Origin of the sequence: Streptomyces sp. NPDC001231, assembly GCF_042896885.1 — a bacterium.
Taxonomy (GTDB): Bacteria; Actinomycetota; Actinomycetes; order Streptomycetales; family Streptomycetaceae; genus Streptomyces.
Map to the genome: position 1 here is coordinate 143,716 of NZ_JBIAXS010000015.1, position 24,486 is coordinate 168,201.

Consider the following 24,486-nt stretch of genomic DNA (forward strand, 5'->3'; position numbering starts at 1 on the left):
GAGCCGAAGAACTGGCCCTCCGGCTCAGAGGCGCAGGGCGCCCGGGCGGCCCTCCAGCCGGCCGAGCAGCTCGCCCAGGAGCGCGGCCAGGCCGTCCCGTTCCCGCCCGGCCAGGCCGGACAGGACGGCCCGTTCGTAGGCGAGCTGTTCCGGCAGGATGCCGTCGACGAGGTCCCGTCCGGCGTCCGTGAGGCGGACGTGGGCGACCCGGCGGTCACGGGTGTCGCCGCGGCGCTCCACCAGTCCGCGTTCGGTGAGCTGCTTCAGGCGTTTGGTGACCGCCGCCCCCGAGGAGAACGTCTCGCGGGTCAGTTCACTCGGGGTGAGTTCGTCCCCCGTCCGCCGCAGCGCCCCGAGCAGGTCGAACTCGGGCCGGCTGAGGCCCGCCCGGCGCAGCGGCGCGTCCTCGGCCTGCTGGAGGAGGGCGGCGCAGCGGTTGATCCGGCCGATGATCTCCATCGGCGCGGTGTCCAGATCGGGGTGGACGGCCCGCCACTGGCGGACCACCCCGGCGACGGTGTCGCCGCCCGGCTCGGTCCCCGTGGGCCGGGTCCACCCGTGCGCCGCGTCCCCGGTCGCCGCGTCCTCGTGGGCCGGCCGTCCGTTCCTCGCCGTCATGGCCGTACGTCCTCCGTCGTCTCGCCCGTGCTCGCCGGGGCGTGCAGGCCCTGGCGTCGTACCGTCGCGGCGAGCGTACGGTGTGCGGACTGCTCGGTGAGCACGACCCGCTCCTGGGGCAGGGCGCGTTGCCACCACTCGCCGGACGCGGCGTCAGCGGTGGCGCGCAGGTCGGCCAGCGCGGCCGCCAGGCTCCGGCGGGCGGACTGCAGGGCGGCGGGCGCGGGCCGCTCCTCGGCGAGCAGGCGGGCGGCCCCTTCGCGGGCCCGGTCGACGGCGGCCAGGGCGTGCTCGATGCGGTCGCCGGCCCGGCGGTTGGTGACGGCGACGGCGGCCACGAAGCCGACCAGCGCGCCGGCCAGGGTGTCCACGGCCCGCTCGGTGATCAGCTCGCCCGGCTCGTGGAACCCGGCGAACTCGATGATGAGCAGCGCCAGGGGGGTCACGCAGATGCTGCCGAGCCAGTAGTTGCGGCCGATCAGCGCCTCGGCGCCGAAGTTGAAGGCCATGCAGAGCAGGACGAGGGCCAGGTCACTGGCGTGCGCGAGCGGGGCGACGACGGCGAAGACGAGGACGCCGACGAGGTTGCCGACGACGCGCTGGATGCCCCGCTTCCAGGTCAGGGTCAGGTTGGCCTGGTACAGGGAGGCGGCGGTGACCAGGGCCCAGTAGGGGCGGCCGACACCGAGCGCGAGGGAGGCGTAGCCGGCGAGGGCACAGCCCAGCGCGGTGCGCACCACGATCGGGGTGAGCGGGCCGAGCCGGGTCCACCAGGGCCGGTGGGGGGCGGTGGTCTCGGCGTCCACGCCGAGCAGTTCGTCGGCGTCCGCCGCCGTCTCGCCGGCCTCGGGGATCGGCCCGGTCCCGCACAGTTGGCGGGCCCAGGTGCGCAGCCTCTCGGGGTCCGTGTCGGCCGGGGCGGCGAGCGCGACCTCGGCGCGCACGACGAGCCGTTCCAGAGCGCGCCGGGGAGCGGTGCGGGCGCCGGTGGACAGCAGCGTCTGCCAGGCGGCCTGGACGGCGGCGGCCGCGGCGGCGCGGGTCCGGGCGTGGCCTTCGCCGGTGCCGCCGGTGGCCGCGTGGGCGGCGGCCGCGTTCAGCGCCTGCGCGGTGGCGCGGCGCTCCGGGCCGTGCGGGCGCAGCAGCCCGGGCGCCATGCCGACCACCCAGGCCCAGGCCGCCGCGGCCAGGGCCAGCGCCAGGTGGGCCGGGACCTGGCCGAGGGTCTGCGGGGCGAACAGGGAGGCGGAGCTGATGAAGGTGAGGACGACATTGCCGGGCGGTCCGATGCGGGTGGTGTCGCAGAGAGCCTTCTGCGCGGCCGCCATCAGGGCACCGATGGTGACCAGGACGACCGGGTCGGTGGTGAGCGAGGCGGTGACCAGGGCGAGGGCGAGGCCGCCGATCATGCCGAGGACCACCCAGGCCAGGGCACGGGCCCGGGCGGCGTAGGGGCGGTTGTGCGCGTACAGGGCGCACAGCGAGCCCGCCATCGTGTACATGGCCAGGTCGAGCCGGCCGAGGACGAGCAGGGTGAGGTTGGGCACGGCAACCGAGACGACGACGCTCAGGGCGGGCTTGAACCAGATGTCCGAGGGGCGGCCGAGCCGCAGCACGCCGTTGAGCGGAAGACGCCGGGCGATCCGGCCGGAAGCGGGGGGCACACTGCTCATACCAACAAGATTAGCAGGTGTTTTACCTGTAAAGCATATTGGCATGACATGCCGTCCCCGGCTCGTGACGTGCCGTGCTTCCCCGAACGCGCCCCGTATACCTCCTTGCGCTCGTGTGCGCACCGCGTGCCCTGGGCATCGCTTGACCGACCGGCCGTCCGGCGGCGGCCGTGATCCGTCGAGCGGGGAGGTGGGGGGTGCACGGATCGACTTCGCCCGGCTGGCTGCTGGTCGCGCTGTGCGCGGCGACCGGGGCGTACTGCCTGCTGCGGATGCGCAGCACCGTCGAGGACCAGCGCCGTTCCGCGGGCGGCGAGGCGGTCATGGGCTTCGGCATGGCCGCCATGGCCGTCCCGGCCGCGGTGTTCACACCGCCGGTGTGGGCCTGGTCGGCCTACGGGGCGGTCTTCGGCGCGACCGCGCTGCGCTCCCTGTGGTCGGCGCGGACGAGCCCGCACCACCTGCACCACCTGGTGGGCGCGGCAGCCATGGTCTACATGTCCGTGGTGATGGCCGTGTCGCCCGTGTCGCCCGGCTCCCACCATCACGGCGGGGCGGGAGTGCCGCCGCTCACCGGGGCACTGCTGCTGTACTTCACCGGATACGTCCTGCTGTCCGGCGTCCGGCTGGTCCCCGCCGGGACGGTGGCCGTCGGTGGCGCGCGCGGCGGCACGGCGTGGGGCGACCGTCCGGAGCTGGCGCGGGCATGCCGGCTGTCGATGGGGATCGCGATGGTGGCGATGCTCCTGACCATCTGACCGGTGACCATGGTGACCGGCAGGACGGTGAGATCGGACCAGTGATCCGCCGGGACGGCGCGGCCGGCGCCACGGCGTCGTGGTCTGCGTCACTTTGCCGCGGAGCCGTACCCATGGGGCTGTCGGCCGCTCATAGGGTGGCTCGCATGATGGTCCCCGCGGTCCTGCTGCTGCTCGGCGCCCTGACCGCCCTCGCCGCCCCTCGGCTGCTCGCCCGGGCCGACTGGCCGGACCGTGAACCGGTGCTCGCACTGTGGGTGTGGCAGTGCGTGGTCGCCGCGGTCCTGCTGTGCTGCGCGCTGTCGATGACGCTCAGCGCGGCGGCCGCCTGGCAGGCGGTGCGCGGCCATGTGTTCGCCCCGGCTCCGCGTTCGGTGGTGGAGGCGTACGCGCTCGGCACGGCCGACGCCTGGGCGCCGACGACCGCGGTGGCGCTCGCGTGCGGCGGGGCGTGGAGCGCGGCGATGCTGCTCCGCGAGGTGGTACGGGCCCGGGCGCGACGCAGGCTGCGCCGCGCCGAACTCCTCGTCCGTGCCCCGCTGCTGCCCGGCGAGGAGTCCGGCGCCGACCGGCTCGTGGTGCTGGAGGGCGAGCGGCCGGACGCCTGGTGGCTGCCGGGACCGTCGCCCCGGCTGGTCATCACCACGGCCGCGTTGCGCCGGCTGAAGGGGCGGCAGCTGGACGCCGTCCTCGCGCACGAGCAGGGCCACGCGCGGGCCCGGCACGACTGGCTGCTGCACTGCTCCGCCGCGCTCGCCGGCGGCTTTCCGCAGGTGCTGGTGTTCGCCGCGTTCCGCGACGAGATGCACCGCCTGGTCGAACTCGCCGCCGACGACATGGCGTCACGCCGCTTCGGCCGCCTGACGACCGCCCTCGCCCTGGTCGGACTCAACGAGCACCGCGGCGTGTTCGGCCCCTGCCCCGCCGCCCAGGCGCACGTCCCTCAGCGCGTGCACCGACTCCTCACTCCCCCGAACCGCCTCCCGACCGCCCGCAGACTGCGCCTGACGGCGGTCGCCTCCCTCGTCCCGGTGATACCGGTCCTGGTGGCGGTGATACCCGGCTTGAGGGCGCTGGGCTAGGAACGGCACCCGTCCGTGACCGGTGTCCGGTGGCCGGGGCGCCCGGGGGTGGGCCATCATCGGCCCATGGCTGCCGTGCTCTTCGACTTCTCCGGGACCCTCTTCCGCATCGAGTCCTGCGAGTCCTGGCTGAGAGCCGTCCTGAACGCGGCTGAACTCACCCTTGATGAGCGAGAGTTGGCCCGGACGGCACGAGCGCTGGAGGAGGCCGGGGCGCTGCCGGGCGGGGCGCCGCCGGCGCGGCTGCCCGACGAGGCGGCCGGGCTGTGGGAGATCCGGGACCGCAGCGCCGAACTGCACCGGTCCACCTACACCACCCTGTCCCGCCAAGTGCCGCTGCCCGACCCGGCGTTGCACGACGCACTGTACGAGCGGCACATGACGCCGGCGGCCTGGGCCCCCTACCCGGACGCGGCCGAGGTGCTGCGCACGCTGCACGAACGCGGGGTCGGCGTGGCCGTGGTGAGCAACATCGGCTGGGACCTGCGCCCGGTGTTCCGCGCCCACGGCCTCGACGCGTACGTGGACGCCTACGTGCTGTCGTACGAGCACGGCGTCCAGAAGCCGGACCCGCGCCTGTTCGCTCTCGCCTGCGCGGCGCTCGGCGCCGACCCGAAGGACGTGCTGATGGTCGGCGACAGCCGCCACGCGGACGGCGGCGCGGCCGCCCTGGGCTGCGGTACGCACTTCGTGGACCACCTGCCGGTCACGCGGCGGCCGGACGCGCTGCTGCCGGTCCTCGGCCTGCTCGACCGGACGGACTGAGCCACCACCGCGCCGCCGGCACTCCCACCCGACCCCGGCGGCAGCCCCTTGACGGCGCCGGATACGCAAAAGTCCGCCCGTCTCGGACGATCCCCCGTTTCGCCCGAGACGGACGGCAGCACGACGGACCCCTGCCGGGGCCGGTCCGCTCGTGCTGAGTATAGTTGGCTGGCAGCCAGTCAACGCAGGAGTCACAGCATGTCCCCGCGAAGCGCCTCGGTCAATGAAGAGTTGCGACGGCGTTCCCGGGAGCGGCTCCTCCAGGCGGCGGTCGAGCTGGTCGGCGAGCACGGCTACGACGCGACGACGCTCGGCGCCATCGCCGACCGCGCGGGGTCGGCACGCGGCCTGGTCTCCTACTACTTCCCCGGCAAGCGCCAGCTGGTGCAGTCCGCCGTGCACCGGCTGATGCACCGCACGCTCCAGGAGGCGCTGGAGCGCGAGCCGCACACCGAGGACGGCCGGGAGCGGCTGGCACGGGCCGTCGACGCGATCCTGGGTCTGGCCCGGGACCGGCCGGTGCTGATGCGCCAGCACATGGCGGGGATCCTGCACGAGGAGGGCTTCGTGCAGTGCCCGGAGCAGCAGCGCCTCTCGGAGCTGCTGCGGGACACGGTGGCCCGGCGCGGTTCGCAGGACGTCGACGCCGACTACCCGATGCTGCGCGCCCTGCTGATGGGCGCCGTCTACGCCGCGCTGATGCCCGGGGCGCCGATGCCGGTGCCGGTGCTGCGGGCCGAGCTGTTCGAGCGCTACCGGCTCGACTGGGACATGGGAGCGCCGCCGGAGGCACAGCCGCCCGGCGGCTCCTGCGACACGGACCTCTCCCGCTTCTTCGCGACCGGCCGGATCCCGGCGCCCCCGCCGGAGCGGTAGCCCGGCGGCCGGCGTACGGATCCGGGCCGCGACACGCGGGCGATCCCGCGCGGCCTCCCTCCCCCGGCGGTCCGCTTGGTGCCATGCTGGAGCCATCAGCGATCTCCTGCGATCCATGTGCGATCCATCGGGGTAAGGAGTTCCGCCGTGCTGCGTGTCGCCGTCGTCGGCTCGGGGCCGAGCGGGTGCTACACCGCTCAGGGCCTGGTCCAGCAGGACCCCTCGGTGCGCGTCGACGTCCTCGACCGGCTGCCGTGCCCGTACGGGCTCGTGCGCTACGGCGTGGCGCCGGACCACGAGAAGATCAAGTCCCTGCAGAACAACCTGCGGACGGTCCTGGAGCACGAGCGGGTCCGGTTCCTGGGCGGCGTCCAGGTCGGTGGCCCCGGCGGACTGCCCGCCGCGCGGCTGCGCGAGCTGTACCACGCGGTGGTGTACTGCGTGGGCGCCGCCACCGACCGCCGTCTGCACATCCCGGGCGAGGACCTGCCGGGCAGCTGGTCGGCGACCGAGTTCGTCTCCTGGTACAGCGCCCACCCCGACTCCGTGGACAGCGGTTTCGTGCGGGGCGCGCGGTCGGCCGTCGTCGTCGGCGTGGGCAACGTCGCCGTGGACGTCACGCGCATCCTGGCGCGCGGCGCGGCCGAGCTGAGCCCCACCGACATGCCCGAGGCCGCGCTCGCCGCGCTCACCGCGAGCCGGGTGACCGAGATCCACATGGTGGGCCGGCGCGGCCCGTCGCAGGCCCGCTTCACGACCAAGGAGCTGCGCGAGCTGGGCGCCCTGCCGGACACCGACGTCGTCGTCGACCCGGAGGAGCTGGCGCTGGACCCGGCCTGCGCCGACCCCTCGGCGCTGCCGGCCGCCCAGCGCCGCAACATCGAGGTCCTGCGCGGCTGGGCCGCGACGCCGCCGAAGGGCGGCACCCGCCGGATCCGGCTGCGCTTCTTCCTGCGCCCCGTCGAACTGCTCGCCGACGACGGCCGCGTGGGTACGGTGCGGCTGGAGCGCACGGCGCCGGACGGGCACGGCGGCGTCGTCGGAACGGGGCGGTACGAGGACATCGCGGCCCAGCTGGTGCTGCGGTCGGTGGGCTACCGCGGAGTGCCGCCGGACGGGCTGCCGTTCGACGCGGGCACCGGCACCGTGCCGCACCGGGACGGGCGCGTGCTGCGCGACGGTGCCGTCGCGCCGGGCGAGTACGTGGCCGGCTGGATCAAGCGGGGTCCCACGGGCGTCATCGGCACCAACCGGCCGTGCGCGAAGGAGACGGTGACCTCACTGCTCCAGGACGCGCCCGGGCTCGTGGGCAGGCAGGTGCCCGACGACAGCCTCCCGGTGCTGCGTGCCGAGGGTGTCGAGCCCGTACGGTGGGCGGGCTGGCAGGCCATCGAGCGGGCCGAGGCGGAACTCGGCGTCTCCCTCGGGCGCAGCGTGGTCAAGCTGCCGGACTGGGAGTCCCTGCGGGCGGCGGCCCGCACCGCGGTCTCCCAGGCCTAAGTCCTGTCGTCTGGATCGTGCAAGGGCCCGCGAGCCCGGCGTGATCCGGACAAGAGGCACTGGGAGCCGGTCCGGGACTCCCCGCCGAAACGGCGTTCTCCTGTCCAGCGGCGGGAGATGGCACCCGGGCAGGGGGCGGGGTCGCCCTGGTGCGTATCCGCGGGAATCCATGAGCGGGTCCGGTTCCGCCAGGCTCTGGCGGAACCGGACCCGCGACCGTCAACCTCCGGCCGTAAGCTCGCGGACGAACGCGGGACCGCTTTCCGGCAGCAGCCGTACGACGGTCTCCTCCAGCCGGGGCAGGACCCGCTGACCGGCCAGGGCCAGGGTGATCGCCGCGGCGACGCCGGCCCAGGCCACCGGACCGAGCGGGGTGCAGCCCAGGAGCCGGCTGACGCCGGGGGTCTGGATCAGGGCGGCGAGGGCCAGGGCGGAGCCCAGGGACGTCACCCGGACCAGCGTGCTGCCCCGGCGGTCGAGGAGGGTCTGGGCGAGCTGGGTGCCGACCACGCCGCACAGGGCCATCGTGCTGGAGCGGCGGGCGGTGCCGGGTGTCCAGCGGCCGATCATCCAGGCCGTGACCGCGCCCAGACAGGTGGTCATGGCACGGTGGCGGATCTGCCGGATCAGCCCCTCGCCCAGGACGGAGCCCGCCGCGTCCTCCGGCGTCGCCGACCGCGCCTGTTCGGGGGCCTCCTTCGGGGTCACCGCCACGGCCATCGCCGGGAACAGGTCCGTGAACAGGTTCACCATGAGCATCTGCCGGGTGGACAGCGGCGCGGTGCCCGACAGCAGCGTGCCGAACAGACCGAAACCGATCTCGCCCGCGTTGCCGCCGATCAGGATGGCGATGGCGTCGGCGACGCTGTGCCACAGGGCGCGGCCCTCGCCGATCGCGTCGATCAGGACCGTCAGGTCGTCGTCGGTCAGGACGATGTCGGCGGCGTTGCGCGCGGCCGCGGAACCGCGGGCGTTGATGCCCACGCCGATGTCGGCGGCACGGATCGCCGCGGCGTCGTTGGCGCCGTCGCCGACCATGCCGACCACCCGGCCGGCGTCCCGCAGGGCCTCGACGACCTGGAGCTTCTGCTCGGGCGCCACTCGGGCGACCACGTCGGCGTCGCGCAGCATCCGGGCGCGGGCCGACCTGTCCGCGGCGGCGAGTTCGTCGCCGGTGACCACGGTGGTGTCCTTGGGCCAGCCCAGCTCGGTGGCGATCGCCCGGGCGGTCTGCGGATGGTCGCCGGTGAGCATGACCGGCCGTACGCCCTCTTCGTACAGCCCGCTCACGAGCGCCATGGACGTGTCGCGCGGCACGTCCGACAGCGCCAGCAGCCCGATGAACTCCAGGCCCTCAAGCCTCCGTTCGAGTGCGTCCTCCTCGCTCTCGTGCTCGTCGAGCCGCCGCTGCGCGACCGCCAGCACCCGCAGCCCGTCGCCGGCCAGGGCGTGCGAGGTCTCGATGGCGTGGGCCGGGAGGGCGGGGCAGGCGGGGAGCACCGTCTCGGGGGCGCCCTTGACGACCAGCAGGCGGGGTCCGCCCGCGATCCGGCCGACGGCGGCCGCGTATCCACGGGCGGCCTCGAAGCCGAGGTCCTCCAGTTCGACCCAGTCCGGGTCGGGACCGGCCGCGTCGAGGACGGCCTCGTCGGTGGCGTGCACCGGCCGGTCCGAGTCGCCGTTGAGACGAGGACAGGCCCGCGCCGCGGACCGCAGGGTGCGTGCGGAGGCCTCGTCGTCCACCACGTGGACCTCACCGTCGGCGTCGGACGCCCGCACCACGCGCAGCCGGTTCTCGGTGAGGGTGCCGGTCTTGTCGAAGCAGATGGTGTCCATCCGGCCCAGCGCCTCCAGCGCGCGCGGGGTGCGGACCAGGACGCCGTCGCGGCTGAGCCGCCGGGCCGCCGCCAGCTGCGCCACGGTGGCGACCAGGGGCAGGCCCTCCGGGACGGCGGCCACGGCGACGGCCACGCCGCCGCTGACCGCCTCGCGGACCGAGGTGCCGCGCAGCAGCGCGATACCGGTCAGCGCCGCTCCGCCCGCCAGTGTCAACGGCAGTGCCTTGCGGGTGAGTTCCTGGAGCCTGGCCTGCACGCCCGCGGACGGGGGCGTGCGGGCGGCGAGGTGCACGGCGCGGGCGGCCTCGGTGCTCTCGCCGGTGTCGACCACGACGGCCCGGGCCTGCCCGGCCACCACGGTCGTGCCCTCGAAGACCATGCAGCTGCGGTCCGCGACCGCGGCGTGCGGGGTCGGGTCGGTCTGCTTCTCCACCGGAAGGGACTCCCCGGTCAGCGCGGACTCGTCGACCTCCAGGCCGTCCTCCCACAGCAGCCGGGCGTCGGCGGGCACCACCTCGTCGCCCTTCAGCTCGATCACGTCGCCCGGCTTGAGCTTTCCGGCGTCGACCGTGACGGTGGCGCCGGCCGGGGCCTGCGAGTCCGGGGGCGCGATGCGCGCCTTGCGCTTCTGCTCGGCGATCAGGCCGGACAGGGCACGCTCGGCGCGCAGCCGCTGGAATCCGCCGACCAGGGCGTTCAGGTCGAGGGCCCCGATCACGAGGAGGGCGTCCACCACGGAGCCGAGGATCGCCGAGGCCGCCGAGCCGACGGCCAGGACCGGGGTGAGGGGGTCCCGCAGCTCGCCGCGCACGGCCTGCTCCAGGTCGTACGTCCAGCGGACCGGGGCGAGGACCGGGTTCCGGACGATGCCGGCCACCGCCTTGCGGACCTGGACGGCGGCCCACTCGAACGGGGTGAGCCGGCCCGCCGCTTCCTGGTCCAGCCGTTTTTGGGTCTCCTTCGCGTCGAGTTCATGCCAGTGCACGCGCGGTCGCGGGTGCGGGGCGTGCGTCGCCGCCACGGCCAAGGCGGCACGTGTCCCGGACAGCAGGGCGGCGGCCGCGGCGGCGTCGACCGGCGCGTGCCGCAACCCGGGCAGGATGGCACGGCGGCCGCGGCCGCGCTTGGACTCGCCGATGGCCACGAGCAGTCCGGACAGCGCGGCGCCGGACCGGGCCAGGGTCTGCGCCCGGTGGCCGGTCCTCCGGGCCGCCGGGACGGCCGTCAGCACCCGCCACACGTCGGGCAGCCCGTGCAGGGCGAGGATGTCCGCGCCCCAGACGACGGCGGCGTCGCCGTCCACGAGGGCGATGGCGAGGTCGCTGCCGCGCAGTCCGGCGAGGACGTCGTGGTCGTCGGCGGAGCGCATCCGGGCGACGGTGATTACTGTGCCCTCCTCGCCGCGCAGCCCGTACACCACGTCGTCCAGGGGGCGCCGGGCGTCCACGACCTGGTCGGCGAGACCAGTGAGGTCCTCCAGGGCCGGATCGTCCACCAGGACCACCCGTAGTCCGGCCCGGCGTGCCGCGTCCAGGACCGGTTCGACCCACGGGTCCGCCTCCCCCTCCTCGGTGCGCAGCGCGCTCGAGTGCAGGACGACGGTACCGGCCATCTCCAGTTGCCGCAGCCGCTCCGGGGCCCGGACCAGCACGCCGGTCCGGGCGAGCAGGGTGCCGAGCACGGCGTGGAAGACGGCGGGTCCGTAGCGCGCGGCCTTGGGCGAACCGGCGAGCACCGCCTCGGCCGCCTCGGCCCCGTTGTGCTTGACCAGCATGGTCAGCGCCGCGCCCACCAGACTGCCGGCGGAGGCGTGGTTGGCGTACTCCTGGGCCGGTGTGACGCGCAGCGGCGGGCGCGGGGTGTCGTCCGCGGCGACGCTGACGCGGCCCGGTGCGCACAACTGGTCGTGGAACGCGTCGAAGGCGGCCGTGCGGGCCACCGTGTCGGCCAGTTGACCGGCGCGCAGCGCACCGTCCAGGACCAGCGAGGTGGGGGTCTGGCCGATGCCGTGGGCGGCCGCGTTCGCGCAGGCGAGCAGGAGGTCCATACGGGACCTGCCCAGCCGGGCGCTCAGTGCGGCACGGAAGCGCGGGTTCTCCCGCAGCAGCGTCACCGCGGCGGTCACCATGCGCGGTGAGGGCGGCAGGCGCAACGCGTAGGAGGTCAGTGCGACACCGACGCCCACCACGTCGGCGGCGAGCGTGGCCGCGGCCGCCCGCACCCCGGCCGGATCCCCCGGATGTGTGATCTCCTCCGGATCGTCGCCGTCCAGGACGAGCCCGTGCCGGGCCGCGAGGCCGGCCGCGTGGTCCACGACCTCGTCGGCGGCCTCCTCCTCCGTCACGGCGACGACCAGCCGCCCCAGACCCTCGTCCCAGCATGCGAAGAGCACGTCGGGCCGCTCGGCGAGCGTCGCGGCGATGTGCCGCGCCAGATGTTGCTTCCCGCCCGCGCGCAGCACCTTCTCGGGGTCCAGGGAACGCAGCGACAGGTGCGCCCGGGTGCCGGACCGCCAGTGGCGGTCCGTGCCGGGCAGCGCGTTGCGGGCGACACGCACGACCCGCGCGGCGGCGTCCACGCCGCGTACGCCGGCCCGTGCCGTTCCGGCCACCGCTCCCGCGGCGGCCCCGACCGCAGGGGCGGCCCTCCGGGTGACCAGCCGGGCAGCGGCCGACGGGGCAGTCAGCAGTTCGAGCACCATGGCGCGTCCTCAGATGGAGGTGCGGTCGGGCCGCGCCGTCGGGCCGAGGGGTCCGGCGGCCGTCTGCCCCTTCGAGGACTTGCCTCGGCCGGCCCCGGACGCCCTGGTCTTCGCCGGTCCCTCGGGCCCGGTGTCCGTGTCCGGCGCGGACGCCTGCTTCTCGATGCCGGTACCGGCGCCCTGCTCGGTCTCCCGGGCAGCCGCGCCGCGCTTCTTCTTCGCGGGCTTGCGTGCCGCGGTGGTGGCCGGTGGCGGTTCCAGTGCCTGTGTCTGTTCCTCGCCGGCGGCGGGCCGTTCGGGGCGGGGCTGGGTGAGCCAGACCACGGCCGCGCCGGTGAGCGCCACCGGCCACTCCACCACTCCGGCGACACCGAGCACTCCGGCTCCCGTGTACACCGCGAGCCGCCGCCCGCGCGGCGAGACCGCGCCGACCTTGTCCAGCGTCCCCTGCGCGGCCCGGCCCACCGCCTCGGCGCCGGGCACCTTCCGCAGCACCGAGGCCGCACCGTGCAGCGGCGCCGCAAGGGCAGACGACGACTTCCGCTCAGCCATGACTCTCCTCGCCTGGGGTGAGATCGACTCCTCGTGGCCACCGGGTGCCCACAGCCGTGCTGGTCACCCCGTCTCTCCCAGAGAACGTCACCGGTCGCGTCCGCGCCACCGGGCTCCGCCGTCCGCCACGTTCCGCGTTGCGGACGGAACGCCGACCGGCACCCTGCCCGCGGCACCGGCGGGATGTCGGCCGGAGCCGGCCCGCCCCCGCGCCGGAACCAGCAAAACCGCTCGGGAAAAGTGCACCCGGCACGACTCCCGCACCCCTGCGGCTACGGGTGCACCAACCGCGCCGCACACCCCACCGAAATGCCGGCGGACACCCCGCCCGAAAGGCCGACGCCCGAGAGTCCAACGGCCGAGCCGCCCACGCCCACACCAGAGCCAGCGGGCCCCAGGAAGCGGCAAGGACCCCGCCCGCACAGGCGCACCCGCCGCGCCGAGCGCCCACCCGAAGGGCCGACGAGCACCCGCCCCGAAGCCGACGCCCGACAGCCCACCAGCCGAGCCACCCACGCGAGAAGCAGCGGACCCCCTGGGAAGCGGCAAACACCCCACCCGCACAGGCGCACCCGCCGCACCAAGCCCCAACCAGAGGACCGACAGGCGCCCGCCCCAAAGGCAGACGCCCGACAGCCCGACGGCGGAGCCGTCCGTCCCCCGCGTCAGGAGTGGCGGAACAGTCCCGCGGGGACCGTCCCCGCGAGGAGTCCGTAGCCCTGCGGGTTGAGGTGCAGCCAGTCCCCGGCGTGGAGGTCGGGCCGCAGCCGGCTCGGCTGCGCGGGGTCGCGCACCGCGCGGTCGAAGTCGATCAGCGCGTCGAAGTGCCCGCTCGCCCGGATCCAGGCGTTGACCGCCTGGCGGGACTTCTCCCGCAGGCCCGCCGGGTCGTCGTAGGAGTCGTTGCCGCCGAACGGCAGCAGGGTGGCGCCGTAGACGCGGATGCCCTGGGCGTGGGCGCGCACCACGATCTGCTGGTAGGCGGCGATCAGGTCGTCGGTGGCCCGGCGCTGGGCGGCCGGGGTGGCGTCGGCGGTGCCGATGTCGTTGACGCCCTCGAAGACGATCAGCCAGGCGACGCCGCTGCGCGAGAGGATGTCGCGGTCGAGGCGGGCGAGGACATTGGGGCCGAGGCCGTCGTTCAGGACGCGGTTGCCCCCGGCGGCCTGGTTCAGGACGGCGAGGTCCGCGGTGGCGGGGCGGGAGCGGAGCCCGTCGTAGAGCTGGTCGGGCCAGCGGTCGTTGGCGTTGGTGGTGGAGCCGCGCCCGTCGGTGAGCGAGTCGCCGAGTATCGCCACCGCCTCGGTCGAGGCCTTGGCCTCCACCTCGACGTCGCTGATCAGGTACCAGTGGTCGACCGGCGTCGCCCCGGTCAGGTCGGCGTCCCGGGTGTGGTCGCCGTGGACGAGGTACGACGTCGTACGCGAACCCGGGTGCGAGGTGAGGGCGAGGGAGGGCTGGCCCTCGGCCAGGTACGCCGTCACGGTGAGGTTGGACGCGGCGCGCAGGTCGAGGTCCAGCGGGTCGGAGACGACCTGGGCCCCGGTGGGCACGGTCGTCGACGCCCGCCCGGAGAACGTGACCTTCCGGGTCGTACGCTGCTCGACGGCGCTGACTCCGGCCGCGCCGTCGCGCGGCAGCGCCACCGTCACGGCGGTCAGGGGCAGCGGGGTGTCACCGAAGGCGTTGGAGAAGCGCAGCCGGATGCGGTGGCCGCCGGTGGAGACGCGCAGCGTCTGCCGCACGGTGGTGTCGACGAGGACGGCGTGGTCGCCGGTGTAGGGCGCCGGCGGCAGGTTGCCGGGTTCGGTGAGCTGCGGCATCGCCGTCCAGGTGTTCACCCAGTGCCGTGCGGCCGCGGCCGGCGGCCGGCCGGCGGCGGTCACGCGGTCCGGCTCACGCACCAGGGCGGTGACGGCCGAGACGGTGACGACGAGGGCCAGCACCAGGACGCACACGCCGATCAGGTCGGCACGGACGGTTCGGCCGGTTCTGGCGGGGCGGGTTCTTCCGGGCGGTGTCACTTGCGTCCTCCGTTGGATGTGCGGGGGTGCGATCGGACGGGTGCGGGCGGCGGCCCGAGGCGCGCGGGACTGCCCCCGGCGGGCTGCCGCTGGTGCATGGTGGCATGGACATGGCCGCCATGGAAGCGCTCCCACGCTCAGTGTCGGCACCCTTTCGCCATCCACCCGCGAGTGGCCGAATGCGACCTGCGCGAGGCGTTGACTAGAAAGCGCTTGCACTCTACGGTCCGTTCAACAGTGTGACCGGCAGGCGCTACTTCAGGCCCTTCGAGCCACACTGCTCCCGCGAGTCGTTCCACATGATGTTCGGCATTCACGTATACGACCCAACCGGGTCTCGTATACGACCCCCCACCCAGTCCTTCCGAAGGGACAGCATCCGCATGCGAACTCGCCTCTCACGTCCACACGCACCCAGGTCGGCGCTGGCGGCGGCCGTCGCCGCGGCCGCGACCCTCGCGGTGCTCGCCCTGCCGCAGCAGGCCGGGGCCGCCGAGAGCTCACCGGTCGGTTTCGGCGCCGGCACGACCGGTGGCGGCAGCGCCTCGGCGGTGACCGTCTCGACGCTCAGTGCCTTCAAGTCGGCCGTGACCGGCAACACCGCCAAGGTGATCAAGGTGAGCGGCCTGATCTCACTGAGCGGTCAGGTCGACATCGGCTCCAACACCACGGTGCTGGGCGTCGGTTCGTCGTCCGGGTTCACCGGCGGCGGGCTGCGGCTGAAGAACGTCAGCAACGTCGTCGTGCGCAACCTCCAGATCAGCAAGGCCGTCGGGACGGACGCGATCACCGTCCAGGGCTCGACCAAGGTCTGGATCGACCACAACTCCCTGTCCTCCGACCGCGACCACGGCAAGGACTACTACGACGGCCTGCTCGACGTCTCGCACGCCTCCGACTACGTCACGGTGTCCTGGAACACCTTCAAGGACCACTACAAGGGCTCGCTGGTCGGCCACAGCGACAGCAACGCGAGTGAGGACACCGGGCATCTGCGGGTGACGTACCACCACAACTGGTTCAACAACGTCAACTCCCGCATCCCGAGCCTGCGTTTCGGCACGGGGCACTTCTACGACAACTACGTCGTGGGCGCCGAGACCGCCGTGCACTCGCGCATGGGCGCCCAGATGCTGGTCGAGAACAACGTCTTCCGCAGCACGTCGGTCGCCGTCACCACCAACCGGGACAGCAAGCAGGACGGTTACGCCAACCTGCGCGGCAACGACCTCGGCGGCGCCGCGACCGAGGTGTCGCAGACCGGCACCTTCACCAGTCCTCCGTACAGCTACACGGCAGAGGCCGCCTCCGGTGTGGCCTCCTCGGTGACCGCGGGCGCGGGCACCGGGAAGATCTGACCGCCGCCCGGCCATCACCCGACCGCACGGAAGGAACAAGGACATGACGTCCGCAGCACGACCGCACCTGCGACGGCGCGCACTGACCGGGGGCCTGGCCGCACTCGGCCTCTCGGTTGCCATGCTCATGACCGAAGGGGCGCCTTCGGCGAGCGCCGCCACCTGGCCCACCGCCAACGGCAGTCAGGCGGTTTCCACCACCATCTCGGTGTCCGGCACCAAGGACTACGGGATGACGCGCCTGTACGGCAGTGGGGCCCTGGGCACCGGCGGCCAGGAGGAGAACCAGAAGCCGATCCTGGAACTGGCCGCCGGCGCCGTCCTGAAGAACGTCATCATCGGCTCCCCCGCCGCCGACGGCATCCACTGTCTGGGCAGCTGCACGCTCCAGAACGTCTGGTGGGAGGACGTCGGCGAGGACGCCGCGACGTTCCTCGGCTCCTCGTCCTCCAACGTCTACACCGTCTCCGGCGGCGGCGCGAAGGAGGCCAGCGACAAGGTCTTCCAGTTCAACGGCGCCGGCACGCTGAACGTGTCGAACTTCGCGGTGCAGAACTTCGGCACCTTCGTCCGCTCGTGCGGCAACTGCAAGACGCAGTACAAGCGGACCATCAACCTCAACACGATCGAGGCCACCTACAAGGGCGGCCGGATCGCCGGCATCAACACCAACTACGGGGACAGCGCCTCGCTGAAGAAGATCACCATCATCGGGGACTCCGGCAAGAAGATCATCCCCTGCCAGAAGTACACCGGGAACAACACGGGCGCCGAGCCGTCCAAGGGCGGCACGGACGCCGACGGCACGTACTGCAAGTACGCGGCGTCCGACATCACTTACAAGTGATGCCGACGCGGTGAGAGCGCGGTCGCGCGCGGCGTGCCCGAGGGCGCCGCGCGCGAACCGCCGTACGCTCACCGCCTCGCGCGTCCGAGCATCTCCTCGGTCAACTCCCGCCGGCAGTCGGTGTACGCGGTGCGCAGCGCGGGGCCCGGCCAGTGCGCGGGCAGCAGGGGCGCGGGCAGCACGGGGTCGGCCAGCAGGTGCCGTACGACGGCCGCGAGGGCGGTGAAGCGGTCGGCGGGCCGGTCCGTGCGCGCGACAAGATCGAGCAGCGTGCGGGCGGTCGCCGCCCAGTCGTCGACCGGCCACAGGCGCGCGGCCAGGCCGGCGGCGGGTTCCTCGGGCCGGGCGGTGAATCGCCGGACCACCGGGGACAGTCCGTCAGGCCAGGGTCGGCGCAGGTTGGCGGGGCGCAGCCAGACGCCCTCGCGGAGTTCGGAGAGCCGCAGGGCCGTCAACCGGGCGCGCAGTTCGGCGCGTTCGGCCGGCTCGCGGCCGGTCGCCGTCACGACCGCCATCTCCCACTCCCCGTCCCAGGGGCACGTCGCGGGGTGCACGGCCGCGTCCTGGCGCCGCTGGCGCTCCAGCAGCCGGTCGCTGAGGCCGTGGACGGTGTCGGAGCGTCGCAGGTCTCCGGCGGCCACCATCCGGCTCAGGGCCGCGCGCAGGGTGGATCCGCCGATCCCGAAGGGTTCGACCGCCCGTACGAGGTCCTTGACCGGCAGTTCGGGCGGGTGTGTGCCCAGCAGCAGGCTCAGGACGACCGACCGCGCGGACAGCGGGCGCAGCCCGGCCCCGGCGGGCTCCTGTGAGGCGTTCATGGTCACGTACTGTACGGACACCCGGCGTGTTGCACTATTGCTGCGACCGCAGCCACAGTGCAACATGGATGCCATGGCCTCGACACTCGCGCACGAGCAGCAGGAACGACAGGCACAGCGGGCACGGCAGGTGCGACAGGGACCGGCGGTGCGGCCGGACGGAGGGGCGCCGCTCGAACCGCCGCCCTGGCCGCACGGGCAGGACGCCACGCACGCCGTCACCAACCAGGCCCCTCCCCTGGCGCCCTACGACGCGTCCGACGACGCGGCGCTGCTGGAGGGCCTGCGCCGGGAGGGCGCGGGCTGGGCCGAGGAGGACGTACGGCGCCTCGGGGCGCTGGCCGGGAGTGCTCAGGCGCAGGAGTGGGCCGACCAGGCCAACCGGCACGAGCCCGAACTGCGCACCCACGACCGCTACGGCACCCGGATCGACGAGGTCGACTTCCACCCCGCCTGGCACCACCTGATGCGGACGGCGGTCACCGAAGGCCTGGCCGGCGCCCCCTGGGCGGACGAGCGGCCCGGCGCGCACGTGGCCCGCAGCGCCGGTGGCCTGGTCTGGGGGCACACGGACGCCGGACACGGCTGTCCGACGTCCATGACGTACGCCGCCGTACCCGCCCTGCGCGCCCAGCCGGAACTGGCCGCCGTGTACGAACCGCTGCTGGCCGCCCGGGTGTACGAGCCCGGGCTGCGGGTGCCGGCCGAGAAGCAGGGCCTGCTGGCGGGCATGGGGATGACCGAGAAGCAGGGCGGTTCGGACGTACGGACGAACACCACGACGGCCACGCCGACCGCGGAGCCCGGGGTGTACACCCTGCGCGGGCACAAGTGGTTCACCTCGGCGCCCATGTGCGACGTCTTCCTGGTGCTCGCCCAGGCTCCGGGCGGACTGTCCTGCTTCCTGGTGCCGCGCGTCCTGCCCGACGGCAGCCGCAACACCTTCCGCATCCAGCGGCTCAAGGACAAGCTGGGCAACCGGTCGAACGCCTCCTCCGAGCCGGAGTTCGACGGGACGGTGGCCTGGCTGGTCGGGCCCGAGGGGCGGGGCGTCAAGACGATCATCGAGATGGTCAACTGCACGCGCCTGGACTGCGTGATGATGTCGGCGGCGCTCATGCGCAAGACACTCGTCGAGGCAGGTCACCACGTGCGGCACCGCGGCGCCTTCGGCGCGCTGCTCATCGACCAGCCGCTGATGCGGAACGTGCTGGCCGACCTGGCCCTGGAGTCCGAGGCCGCGACGACGCTCACGCTGCGGCTGGCCGGTGCTGCCGACCGCACGGTGCGCGCGGGCGGCGGGGGCGACGAGGCCGCGTTCCGGAGGATCGCGACCGCGGTCGGCAAGTTCTGGGTCACCAAGCGGGGGCCCGCCTTCACGGCGGAGGCCCTGGAGTGCCTGGGCGGCAACGGCTACGTCGAGGAGTCCGGGATGCCCCGGCACTACCGGGAGGCGCCGCTGCTGTCGATCTGGGAGGGCTCGGGGAACGTCAACGCCCTGGACGTCCTGCGGGCGCTCGGCCGGGAGCCCGGCACGGCGGAGGCGCTGTTCGCCGAACTCGCCCTGGCCCGGGGCGCCGACGCCCGCCTGGACGCGGCCGTGGCCCGGCTCGAGGCGGGTCTGGGCGAGGCCTCCCCGGCCGGTGCCCGCCGCCTGGTCGAGCTCATGGCCCTGACCCTGCAGGCCTCCCTGCTCGTGCGGCACGCCCCGTCCGCCGTCGCCGACGCCTTCTGCGCGACCCGGCTGGGCGGCGACTGGGGCCACTCCTTCGGCACGCTGCCGGACAGCGCGGACGTCGACGCCATTCTGGAACGGTCGCTTCCGGGTTAGGTCCTGTCGTCACGTTCCCGTCGTCCGCCCGAAGGGCGGGCCGCGCGGCTTCCGATGCGTGCGATCGCAAGGCGCCGGAGCGCCCTCGTGGCGGAGCCACGTGGGCGGTTCGGCAACGCGGCTGGGGGTCCCCCCTGCTCGAAGAGCTCGGGGAATGCGTACCAGACGCCGCACGGCAGGCGGGAACGTGACGACAGGGCCCAGGGGCCGTGCCGGGAGTCTCCAGGCACCGGCACGCCACCCGCGGGGCCGGTCACCAGGTCTTGCGGCTCCACAGCGGGCCGAAGCGGGCCCACTCGGTGTCCCACTGGTCCAAGCGACGGCGTTCCAGACAGGCGCGCAGGGCACGGCCGGTGACGAAGGGGACGGCGGCGGCGCCCACTCCCACCAGGCCGCCGGACATCAAGGCCCGCGTGCGGGCCTGGGCGGGCGTGGCCGGTCCGGTCACCAGCCGGCCCCGGGAGTCGGTCCACACGGTGACCGGGGTGCCGACGGCGCTGCCGGGCCACACCCGGGCCCAGCCGGTGCGCGCGGTGCCGTCCGGGGCGGTCCAGCGCACCTTTCCCCACACCCGGAGGGTGGTGCCGGGAGTCCCGCCGGTCCCGGCGGACGAGCCGGGCACCTGCTCGGTCACCCGCGCGACCGTGGACGTCCGCGCGAGGGGTTCGAGGGCCATCGCCTGTTCCGCACCCCGGGCCGCCGTCCATCCGGCGAGCACCCCGGCGAGAACACCGAGCACCCAGGTGCCGAGCACGACCCAGGCCTCCACCATGTCGGCGCGGCGTCTGAGCGGATTACGGCGCCACCGCCACAGCCACACCTTCGGACCACGGAACGCCATCGACGGCATCCTCCTCACGAGCGCACGGACCTGCCGGACCGCCCTCCCATACGGCGGAGGACCCCCCGATGCTCACGCCGGGTTCCCCGCCTTGGCCCTCCGTGGGGGCCGCGGCCCGGCCGTCCCCGGCTCCCACGGAGGGCGCGATCGGGTGCCGTCTCCCAGCCATGCCGCTGTGACCTGCGACGACGCCGATACGGGGAGGACTGTCAGTGGTGGGGTGCACACTGGCCGGTGTCCAGGACAAAGAGATCCGGACGAAGACCTCGCGGAGGTGATCGGCATGACCGAGGTACTGCTCGCCGTGGGCACGCGCAAGGGCTTGTTCATCGGGCGGCGGCGGGACGGCGTCTGGGAGTTCGACGACAGTCCCCACTTCAACGCCCAGGCCGTGTACTCGGTCGCCATCGACGTCCGCGGCTCCGTGCCGCGGCTGCTGGCCGGCGGGGACAGCGCGCACTGGGGCCCCTCGGTGTTCCACTCCGACGACCTGGGCCGCACCTGGACCGAGCCGGCTCGCCCCGCCGTGAAGTTCCCCAAGGACACCGGCGCCTCGCTGGAGCGGGTGTGGCAACTGCACCCGGCCGCCGCCGAGCCCGACGTGGTCTACGCGGGCACGGAACCGGCCGCGCTGTACCGCTCGGAGGACCGCGGCGAGAGCTTCGACCTGGTCCGCCCGCTGTGGGAGCACCCCACCCGGTCGAAGTGGGTGCCGGGCGGCGGTGGTGAGGGCCTGCACACCGTGGTGACGGACCGGCGCGATCCGCAGGCGGTCACGGTCGCCGTGTCCACCGCCGGTGTGTTCCGCACGGCCGACGGCGGAGTGAGCTGGACGCCGGCCAACTCCGGGGTGTCCGCCGTGTTCCTGCCGGATCCGAACCCGGAGTTCGGCCAGTGCGTGCACAAGGTCGCGCAGGACGCGGAGAACCTCGACCGGCTGTACCTGCAGAACCACTGGGGCGTGTACCGCAGTGATGACGGGGGTGCGCACTGGACGGACATCGGTGAGGGCCTGCCGTCGACGTTCGGCTTCGCCGCGGCCGCCCACCCGCACCGCGGCGACACCGCGTACGTCTTCCCGATCAACGCGGACGCGGACCGGGTGCCCGCAGGCCACCGCTGCCGTGTGTTCCGCACCGAGGACGCGGGCCGGAGCTGGGAGCCGCTCGCGGCGGGCCTGCCCTCGGAGGACCATTACGGCACGGTGCTGCGGGACGCGTTGTGCACCGACGACGCGGACCCGGCCGGCGTCTACTTCGGCAATCGCAACGGGGAGGTGTACGCGTCGGCGGACGACGGCGACACCTGGCGGCAACTGGCATCGCACCTGCCCGACGTGCTCTGCGTGCGCGCGGCGGTCATCGGTTGAGAGGGGCTCCTACTCCTTCAGGCCCACCGCCGCGACGGCATGGCCCTGATCGCGGGTGATGTCCGCCGTATCGGGGTCCGGGCGCCAGTCGGCGGACCTGACCAGGCCCGGCTCGACCAGGCTCAGCCCCCGCAGCAGGCGCCCGATGTGCTCGGGCGAGCGCAGGTGGTACGAGTTGGCGGACTGCGCGTTGTAGGCCGTGATGGCCGAGTTGAGCTTGTCGCTGGTGTCGGTGCCGTCACTGAAGGCCACGTAGCTGCCGCGGGGCAGCGCGTCGATCAGCTCGGCCACGATCTGTTCGGGCTCCTCCTGGTCCGGGACCTGCCCGATGATGCCGAGCAGGATCAGGCCGATGGGCTGGTCGAAGTCCAGCGTCTGCGCCGCCTGGGCGAGGATCTTCCGCGGATCGCGCACATCGGCGTCGAGGTAGGCGCACTCGCCCTCAGGCGTGCCGCGCAGCAACGCGTCGGCGTGGACGAGGACGATGGGGTCGTTGTCGACGTAGACGATCTTGCTGTCGGGTGCGATGCTCTGGGCGACCTCGTGCGTGTTGTTCGCGGTGGGCAGCCCGGTGCCGATGTCGAGGAACTGGCGGATCCCGGCCTCGCCTGCCAGGTACCGCACCGCCCGCACCAGGAAGCTCCGTTGCTGACGTGCGATGGCCGCGATCTCGGGGAACATCCGCAGGATCACGTCGCCGGTCTCGCTGTCCACCGGGTAGTGGTCCTTGCCGCCGAGCAGGTAGTTCCACACGCGGGCAGAGTGGGGTCGATCGGTCTGCAGTCTGCTTTCCCAGTCGCTTCGATCAGTCATGGGGAGAGCATCGCACACGGGACCGCCGGCATGATCAACTTCCTTGCCGGCGGCCATCGTTGTCAGCCGGCCCGGCCTGCGGCCGCGAACTGGCCTTCCAGGCCGGACCGTTGACTACAGCCGGGCTCCTCACATGTCGCCGGCGGCCAAGACCCTAGGGCAGTCGCCAGTCCACCGGCTCGGCCCCCTGCCGTTGGAGGAGATCGTTGGCCCGGCTGAACGGGCGCGAGCCGAAGAAGCCCCGGTCCGCGGACATCGGCGAAGGGTGCGCCGACTCGATCGCCGGATACTCGCCGAGCAGGGGGCGCAGGTTGCGCGCGTCCCGCCCCCACAGGATCGACACCAGCGGCCGTTCCCGCGCGACGAGGGCACGGATGGCCTGCTCCGTGACCTCCTCCCAGCCCTTGCCCCGATGGGCACCCGGCTTGCGCGGGGCCGTGGTGAGCGCCCTGTTGAGCAGCAGTACGCCCTGCTGGGTCCACGGGGTCAGATCACCGTTGGAGGGCCTGGGCAGGCCCAGATCCGAGTTCATCTCCCGGTAGATGTTCTCCAGGCTGCCCGGCAGCGACCGCACCTGCGGCGAGACCGCGAAACTCAGGCCGATCGCCATTCCCGGCGTCGGATAGGGATCCTGACCGACGATCAGGACCCTTACGTCGTCGAAGGGTTGCTGGAACGCCCGCAGGACGTTCGCTCCCGCCGGGAGATAGGTCCGGCCGGCCGCGACCTCGGAGCGCAGGAAGTCACCCATGCCCGCGATACGCCCGGCCACCGGTTCCAGGGCCTTCGCCCAGCCGGCCTCTACTAGTTCATGCAACGGTCGTGGTGCCACGCCGCGTCACTCTAGCGGCCCACACCGACAACCCGTGCGCGCGGACCGGCCGCTGCGGGGTGGCGTCCGCGGCGCTAGTCTTCCTCCTCGCCAACGTCATCGAGCCGGTCGGGCGGATCGCGCAGCCGGCCGTCAGGGGAGGGGATCCCGGTGCGTCCAGTGACCGAGCCGCTCCCTCTCGGGCGCCGCGCCTCCTCGTCCCCCTCCCCCACGTCGGCGGACCCGGTCGGGGACGGGGTGCTGCCGTGACCGGGGACGCGCGGGCCGGTACGGCCGGATTCCTCGCCGTGGACTCGGGCGGCTCCGGGCTCCGGGCCGTCGTCGGTGTGCCCGGGCGCGGGCCGCTGGCGCGAGGGGAGTCCGGTGAGCCGGTGCGCACCGGCGCGCGGGGCATCGACCCCGGGCATCTCCTGGAGCAACTGGTGCCCATGGCCCGGGCGTTGGCCACCGAGGCCGGAGTGGGGCGGCTGGAGACCGCCGTACTGGGGGCGGCCGGGCTCGCCACCCTGGGTGACGCGCTGCGCGCCGAACTGCCCGGCGCGCTGGCACGGCACCTCGGCGTGCGCCGGGTCGCGCTGGCCGCCGACGCGGTCACCGCCTTCACCGGCGCCCTGGGCCCCCGTCCCGGCGCCGTCGTCGCCGCCGGGACCGGTCTGATCGCGATCGGCACCGACCTCACGGGCTGGCGGCGCGCGGACGGCTGGGGGCATCTGCTCGGCGACTGCGGCAGCGGGGCCTGGATCGGACGGGCCGGCCTGGAGGCCGCGCTGCGCGCCCACGACGGCCGGGACGGCGGCTCGGCGCGGCTGCTGGCCCGCGCCGAGAAGGCGTTCGGGCCGATGACGGAACTGCCCGGCAAGCTCTACCCGCGCTCCGACCGCGCCGCCGTCCTGGCCTCCTTCGCACCCGAGGTGGCCGCGTGCGCGGCCGACGACCCCGTCGCGGCCTGTGTGCTGCGCACGGCCGCCCGGCACATGGCCGAGTCCGCCGCGGCCGTCTGCCCGCTCGCGGGAGAGCCGCTGCTCGCCCTCACCGGCGGCCTGTTCAAGCTGGGCGACCCCCTCCTCGTACCGCTGGAGAGGGAACTCTCCGAGCGGCTCCCGCACGCACGGCGGGTGCGCGCCGAGGGCGATCCGCTGCACGGCTGCGTGCGCATCGCGACCGATCTGGCCAGAGACGTCCTCGCCCTGCCGGGTGATGAGAAGTTGCTGTACGTACCACCCCCACAAAGGGATTGATCCCCCACATCCGCATCTGTCGGACAAGTACGCCGATGGACCGGCCGAGTTGTCCCCATCCGGTCCGATGGGGCCACACCGGCGCTTGGCATCCGTACGTAACTCATCAGACAAAACCGGACGGATACCGCTCACCTGCACCCTCCCCGAAC

The 24,486-nt window shown here is 74.0% G+C and carries 19 protein-coding genes; 10 read left to right on the plus strand and 9 right to left on the minus strand.

Features of this window, described 5'->3' with window-relative positions; translation table 11 throughout:
- Window positions 1–24: 24 nt before the first annotated feature.
- Both ACFY3J_RS20050 and ACFY3J_RS20055 read right to left on the minus strand, forming a co-directional pair.
- Window positions 25–618 (minus strand): MarR family winged helix-turn-helix transcriptional regulator, encoded by a 594-nt coding sequence (locus ACFY3J_RS20050; RefSeq protein WP_384180787.1) that lies wholly within the window; start codon window positions 616–618, stop codon window positions 25–27.
- Window positions 615–2,291 (minus strand): FUSC family protein, encoded by a 1,677-nt coding sequence (locus tag ACFY3J_RS20055; RefSeq protein ID WP_390841385.1) that lies wholly within the window; start codon window positions 2,289–2,291, stop codon window positions 615–617. The genes ACFY3J_RS20050 and ACFY3J_RS20055 overlap by 4 nt, the downstream gene beginning before the upstream one ends.
- A gap of 197 nt (window positions 2,292–2,488) precedes the next feature.
- Between ACFY3J_RS20055 and ACFY3J_RS20060 the strand changes: the two genes are divergently transcribed.
- From ACFY3J_RS20060 to ACFY3J_RS20080, 5 genes are all read left to right on the plus strand, one after another.
- A complete protein-coding gene (locus ACFY3J_RS20060; protein WP_384180791.1) occupies window positions 2,489–3,049 on the plus strand; it encodes a DUF5134 domain-containing protein in 561 nt (186 codons plus the stop codon).
- 146 nt (window positions 3,050–3,195) lie between these two features.
- Window positions 3,196–4,131, plus strand: a complete 936-nt coding sequence (locus ACFY3J_RS20065) for a M56 family metallopeptidase (protein ID WP_390841386.1) — start codon at window positions 3,196–3,198, stop codon at window positions 4,129–4,131.
- Window positions 4,132–4,197: 66 nt separating this feature from the next.
- Window positions 4,198–4,896: an HAD family hydrolase gene (locus ACFY3J_RS20070; RefSeq protein ID WP_390841387.1), complete on the plus strand. Its 699-nt coding sequence runs from the start codon at window positions 4,198–4,200 to the stop codon at window positions 4,894–4,896.
- A gap of 198 nt (window positions 4,897–5,094) precedes the next feature.
- Complete coding sequence (locus tag ACFY3J_RS20075; RefSeq protein ID WP_384180797.1) at window positions 5,095–5,772, plus strand: TetR/AcrR family transcriptional regulator; 678 nt, start codon at window positions 5,095–5,097, stop codon at window positions 5,770–5,772.
- A gap of 147 nt (window positions 5,773–5,919) precedes the next feature.
- The gene (locus ACFY3J_RS20080) at window positions 5,920–7,272 is read left to right on the plus strand and encodes an FAD-dependent oxidoreductase (RefSeq protein WP_384180799.1); all 1,353 of its coding nucleotides are present in this window, start codon (window positions 5,920–5,922) and stop codon (window positions 7,270–7,272) included.
- 219 nt (window positions 7,273–7,491) lie between these two features.
- On the opposite strand, the gene ACFY3J_RS20085 is transcribed toward ACFY3J_RS20080, so the two are convergent.
- The 3 genes from ACFY3J_RS20085 to ACFY3J_RS20095 all read right to left on the minus strand — a co-directional run bounded on the left by ACFY3J_RS20085 (window position 7,492) and on the right by ACFY3J_RS20095 (window position 14,330).
- Window positions 7,492–11,811 carry an HAD-IC family P-type ATPase gene (locus tag ACFY3J_RS20085; protein WP_390841388.1) on the minus strand — a complete coding sequence of 1,440 codons (4,320 nt, stop codon included), beginning with the start codon at window positions 11,809–11,811 and terminating at the stop codon, window positions 7,492–7,494.
- Between the two features lie 9 nt (window positions 11,812–11,820).
- Window positions 11,821–12,363, minus strand: coding sequence for a hypothetical protein (locus ACFY3J_RS20090; protein WP_384180803.1), 543 nt, complete (start codon window positions 12,361–12,363; stop codon window positions 11,821–11,823).
- A gap of 665 nt (window positions 12,364–13,028) precedes the next feature.
- Window positions 13,029–14,330, minus strand: a complete 1,302-nt coding sequence (locus ACFY3J_RS20095; protein WP_384180921.1) for an SGNH/GDSL hydrolase family protein — start codon at window positions 14,328–14,330, stop codon at window positions 13,029–13,031.
- 440 nt (window positions 14,331–14,770) lie between these two features.
- Here ACFY3J_RS20095 and ACFY3J_RS20100 point away from each other — a divergent pair, with 440 nt between their 5' ends.
- Together ACFY3J_RS20100 and ACFY3J_RS20105 are read left to right on the plus strand one after the other, a co-directional pair.
- Window positions 14,771–15,745, plus strand: a complete 975-nt coding sequence (locus tag ACFY3J_RS20100; RefSeq protein ID WP_384180805.1) for a polysaccharide lyase family 1 protein — start codon at window positions 14,771–14,773, stop codon at window positions 15,743–15,745.
- A 43-nt stretch (window positions 15,746–15,788) separates the two neighbouring features.
- On the plus strand, window positions 15,789–16,592 hold the full coding sequence (locus ACFY3J_RS20105; protein WP_384180807.1) for a pectate lyase: 804 nt from the start codon (window positions 15,789–15,791) through the stop codon (window positions 16,590–16,592).
- A 68-nt stretch (window positions 16,593–16,660) separates the two neighbouring features.
- On the opposite strand, the gene ACFY3J_RS20110 is transcribed toward ACFY3J_RS20105, so the two are convergent.
- Window positions 16,661–17,410, minus strand: coding sequence for a PaaX family transcriptional regulator C-terminal domain-containing protein (locus ACFY3J_RS20110; protein ID WP_384180809.1), 750 nt, complete (start codon window positions 17,408–17,410; stop codon window positions 16,661–16,663).
- Window positions 17,411–17,483: 73 nt separating this feature from the next.
- On the opposite strand from ACFY3J_RS20110, the gene ACFY3J_RS20115 reads away from it, so the two are divergent.
- On the plus strand, window positions 17,484–19,241 hold the full coding sequence (locus tag ACFY3J_RS20115; RefSeq protein WP_384180811.1) for an acyl-CoA dehydrogenase family protein: 1,758 nt from the start codon (window positions 17,484–17,486) through the stop codon (window positions 19,239–19,241).
- A 253-nt stretch (window positions 19,242–19,494) separates the two neighbouring features.
- Here the strand turns inward: ACFY3J_RS20115 and ACFY3J_RS20120 are convergent, their stop codons facing one another.
- Window positions 19,495–20,082, minus strand: a complete 588-nt coding sequence (locus tag ACFY3J_RS20120) for a hypothetical protein (RefSeq protein WP_384180813.1) — start codon at window positions 20,080–20,082, stop codon at window positions 19,495–19,497.
- 283 nt (window positions 20,083–20,365) lie between these two features.
- Between ACFY3J_RS20120 and ACFY3J_RS20125 the strand changes: the two genes are divergently transcribed.
- On the plus strand, window positions 20,366–21,451 hold the full coding sequence (locus ACFY3J_RS20125) for a WD40/YVTN/BNR-like repeat-containing protein (RefSeq protein ID WP_384180815.1): 1,086 nt from the start codon (window positions 20,366–20,368) through the stop codon (window positions 21,449–21,451).
- Between the two features lie 9 nt (window positions 21,452–21,460).
- Here the strand turns inward: ACFY3J_RS20125 and ACFY3J_RS20130 are convergent, their stop codons facing one another.
- Window positions 21,461–22,264, minus strand: coding sequence for an SAM-dependent methyltransferase (locus ACFY3J_RS20130; RefSeq protein ID WP_384180817.1), 804 nt, complete (start codon window positions 22,262–22,264; stop codon window positions 21,461–21,463).
- A gap of 154 nt (window positions 22,265–22,418) precedes the next feature.
- Entirely contained in the window at window positions 22,419–23,096 is a 678-nt protein-coding gene (locus ACFY3J_RS20135) for a uracil-DNA glycosylase (protein WP_141363695.1), read from the minus strand.
- A gap of 245 nt (window positions 23,097–23,341) precedes the next feature.
- Between ACFY3J_RS20135 and ACFY3J_RS20140 the strand changes: the two genes are divergently transcribed.
- Window positions 23,342–24,334, plus strand: a complete 993-nt coding sequence (locus ACFY3J_RS20140) for an N-acetylglucosamine kinase (protein ID WP_384180820.1) — start codon at window positions 23,342–23,344, stop codon at window positions 24,332–24,334.
- The last annotated feature ends 152 nt before the right edge of the window (window positions 24,335–24,486 follow it).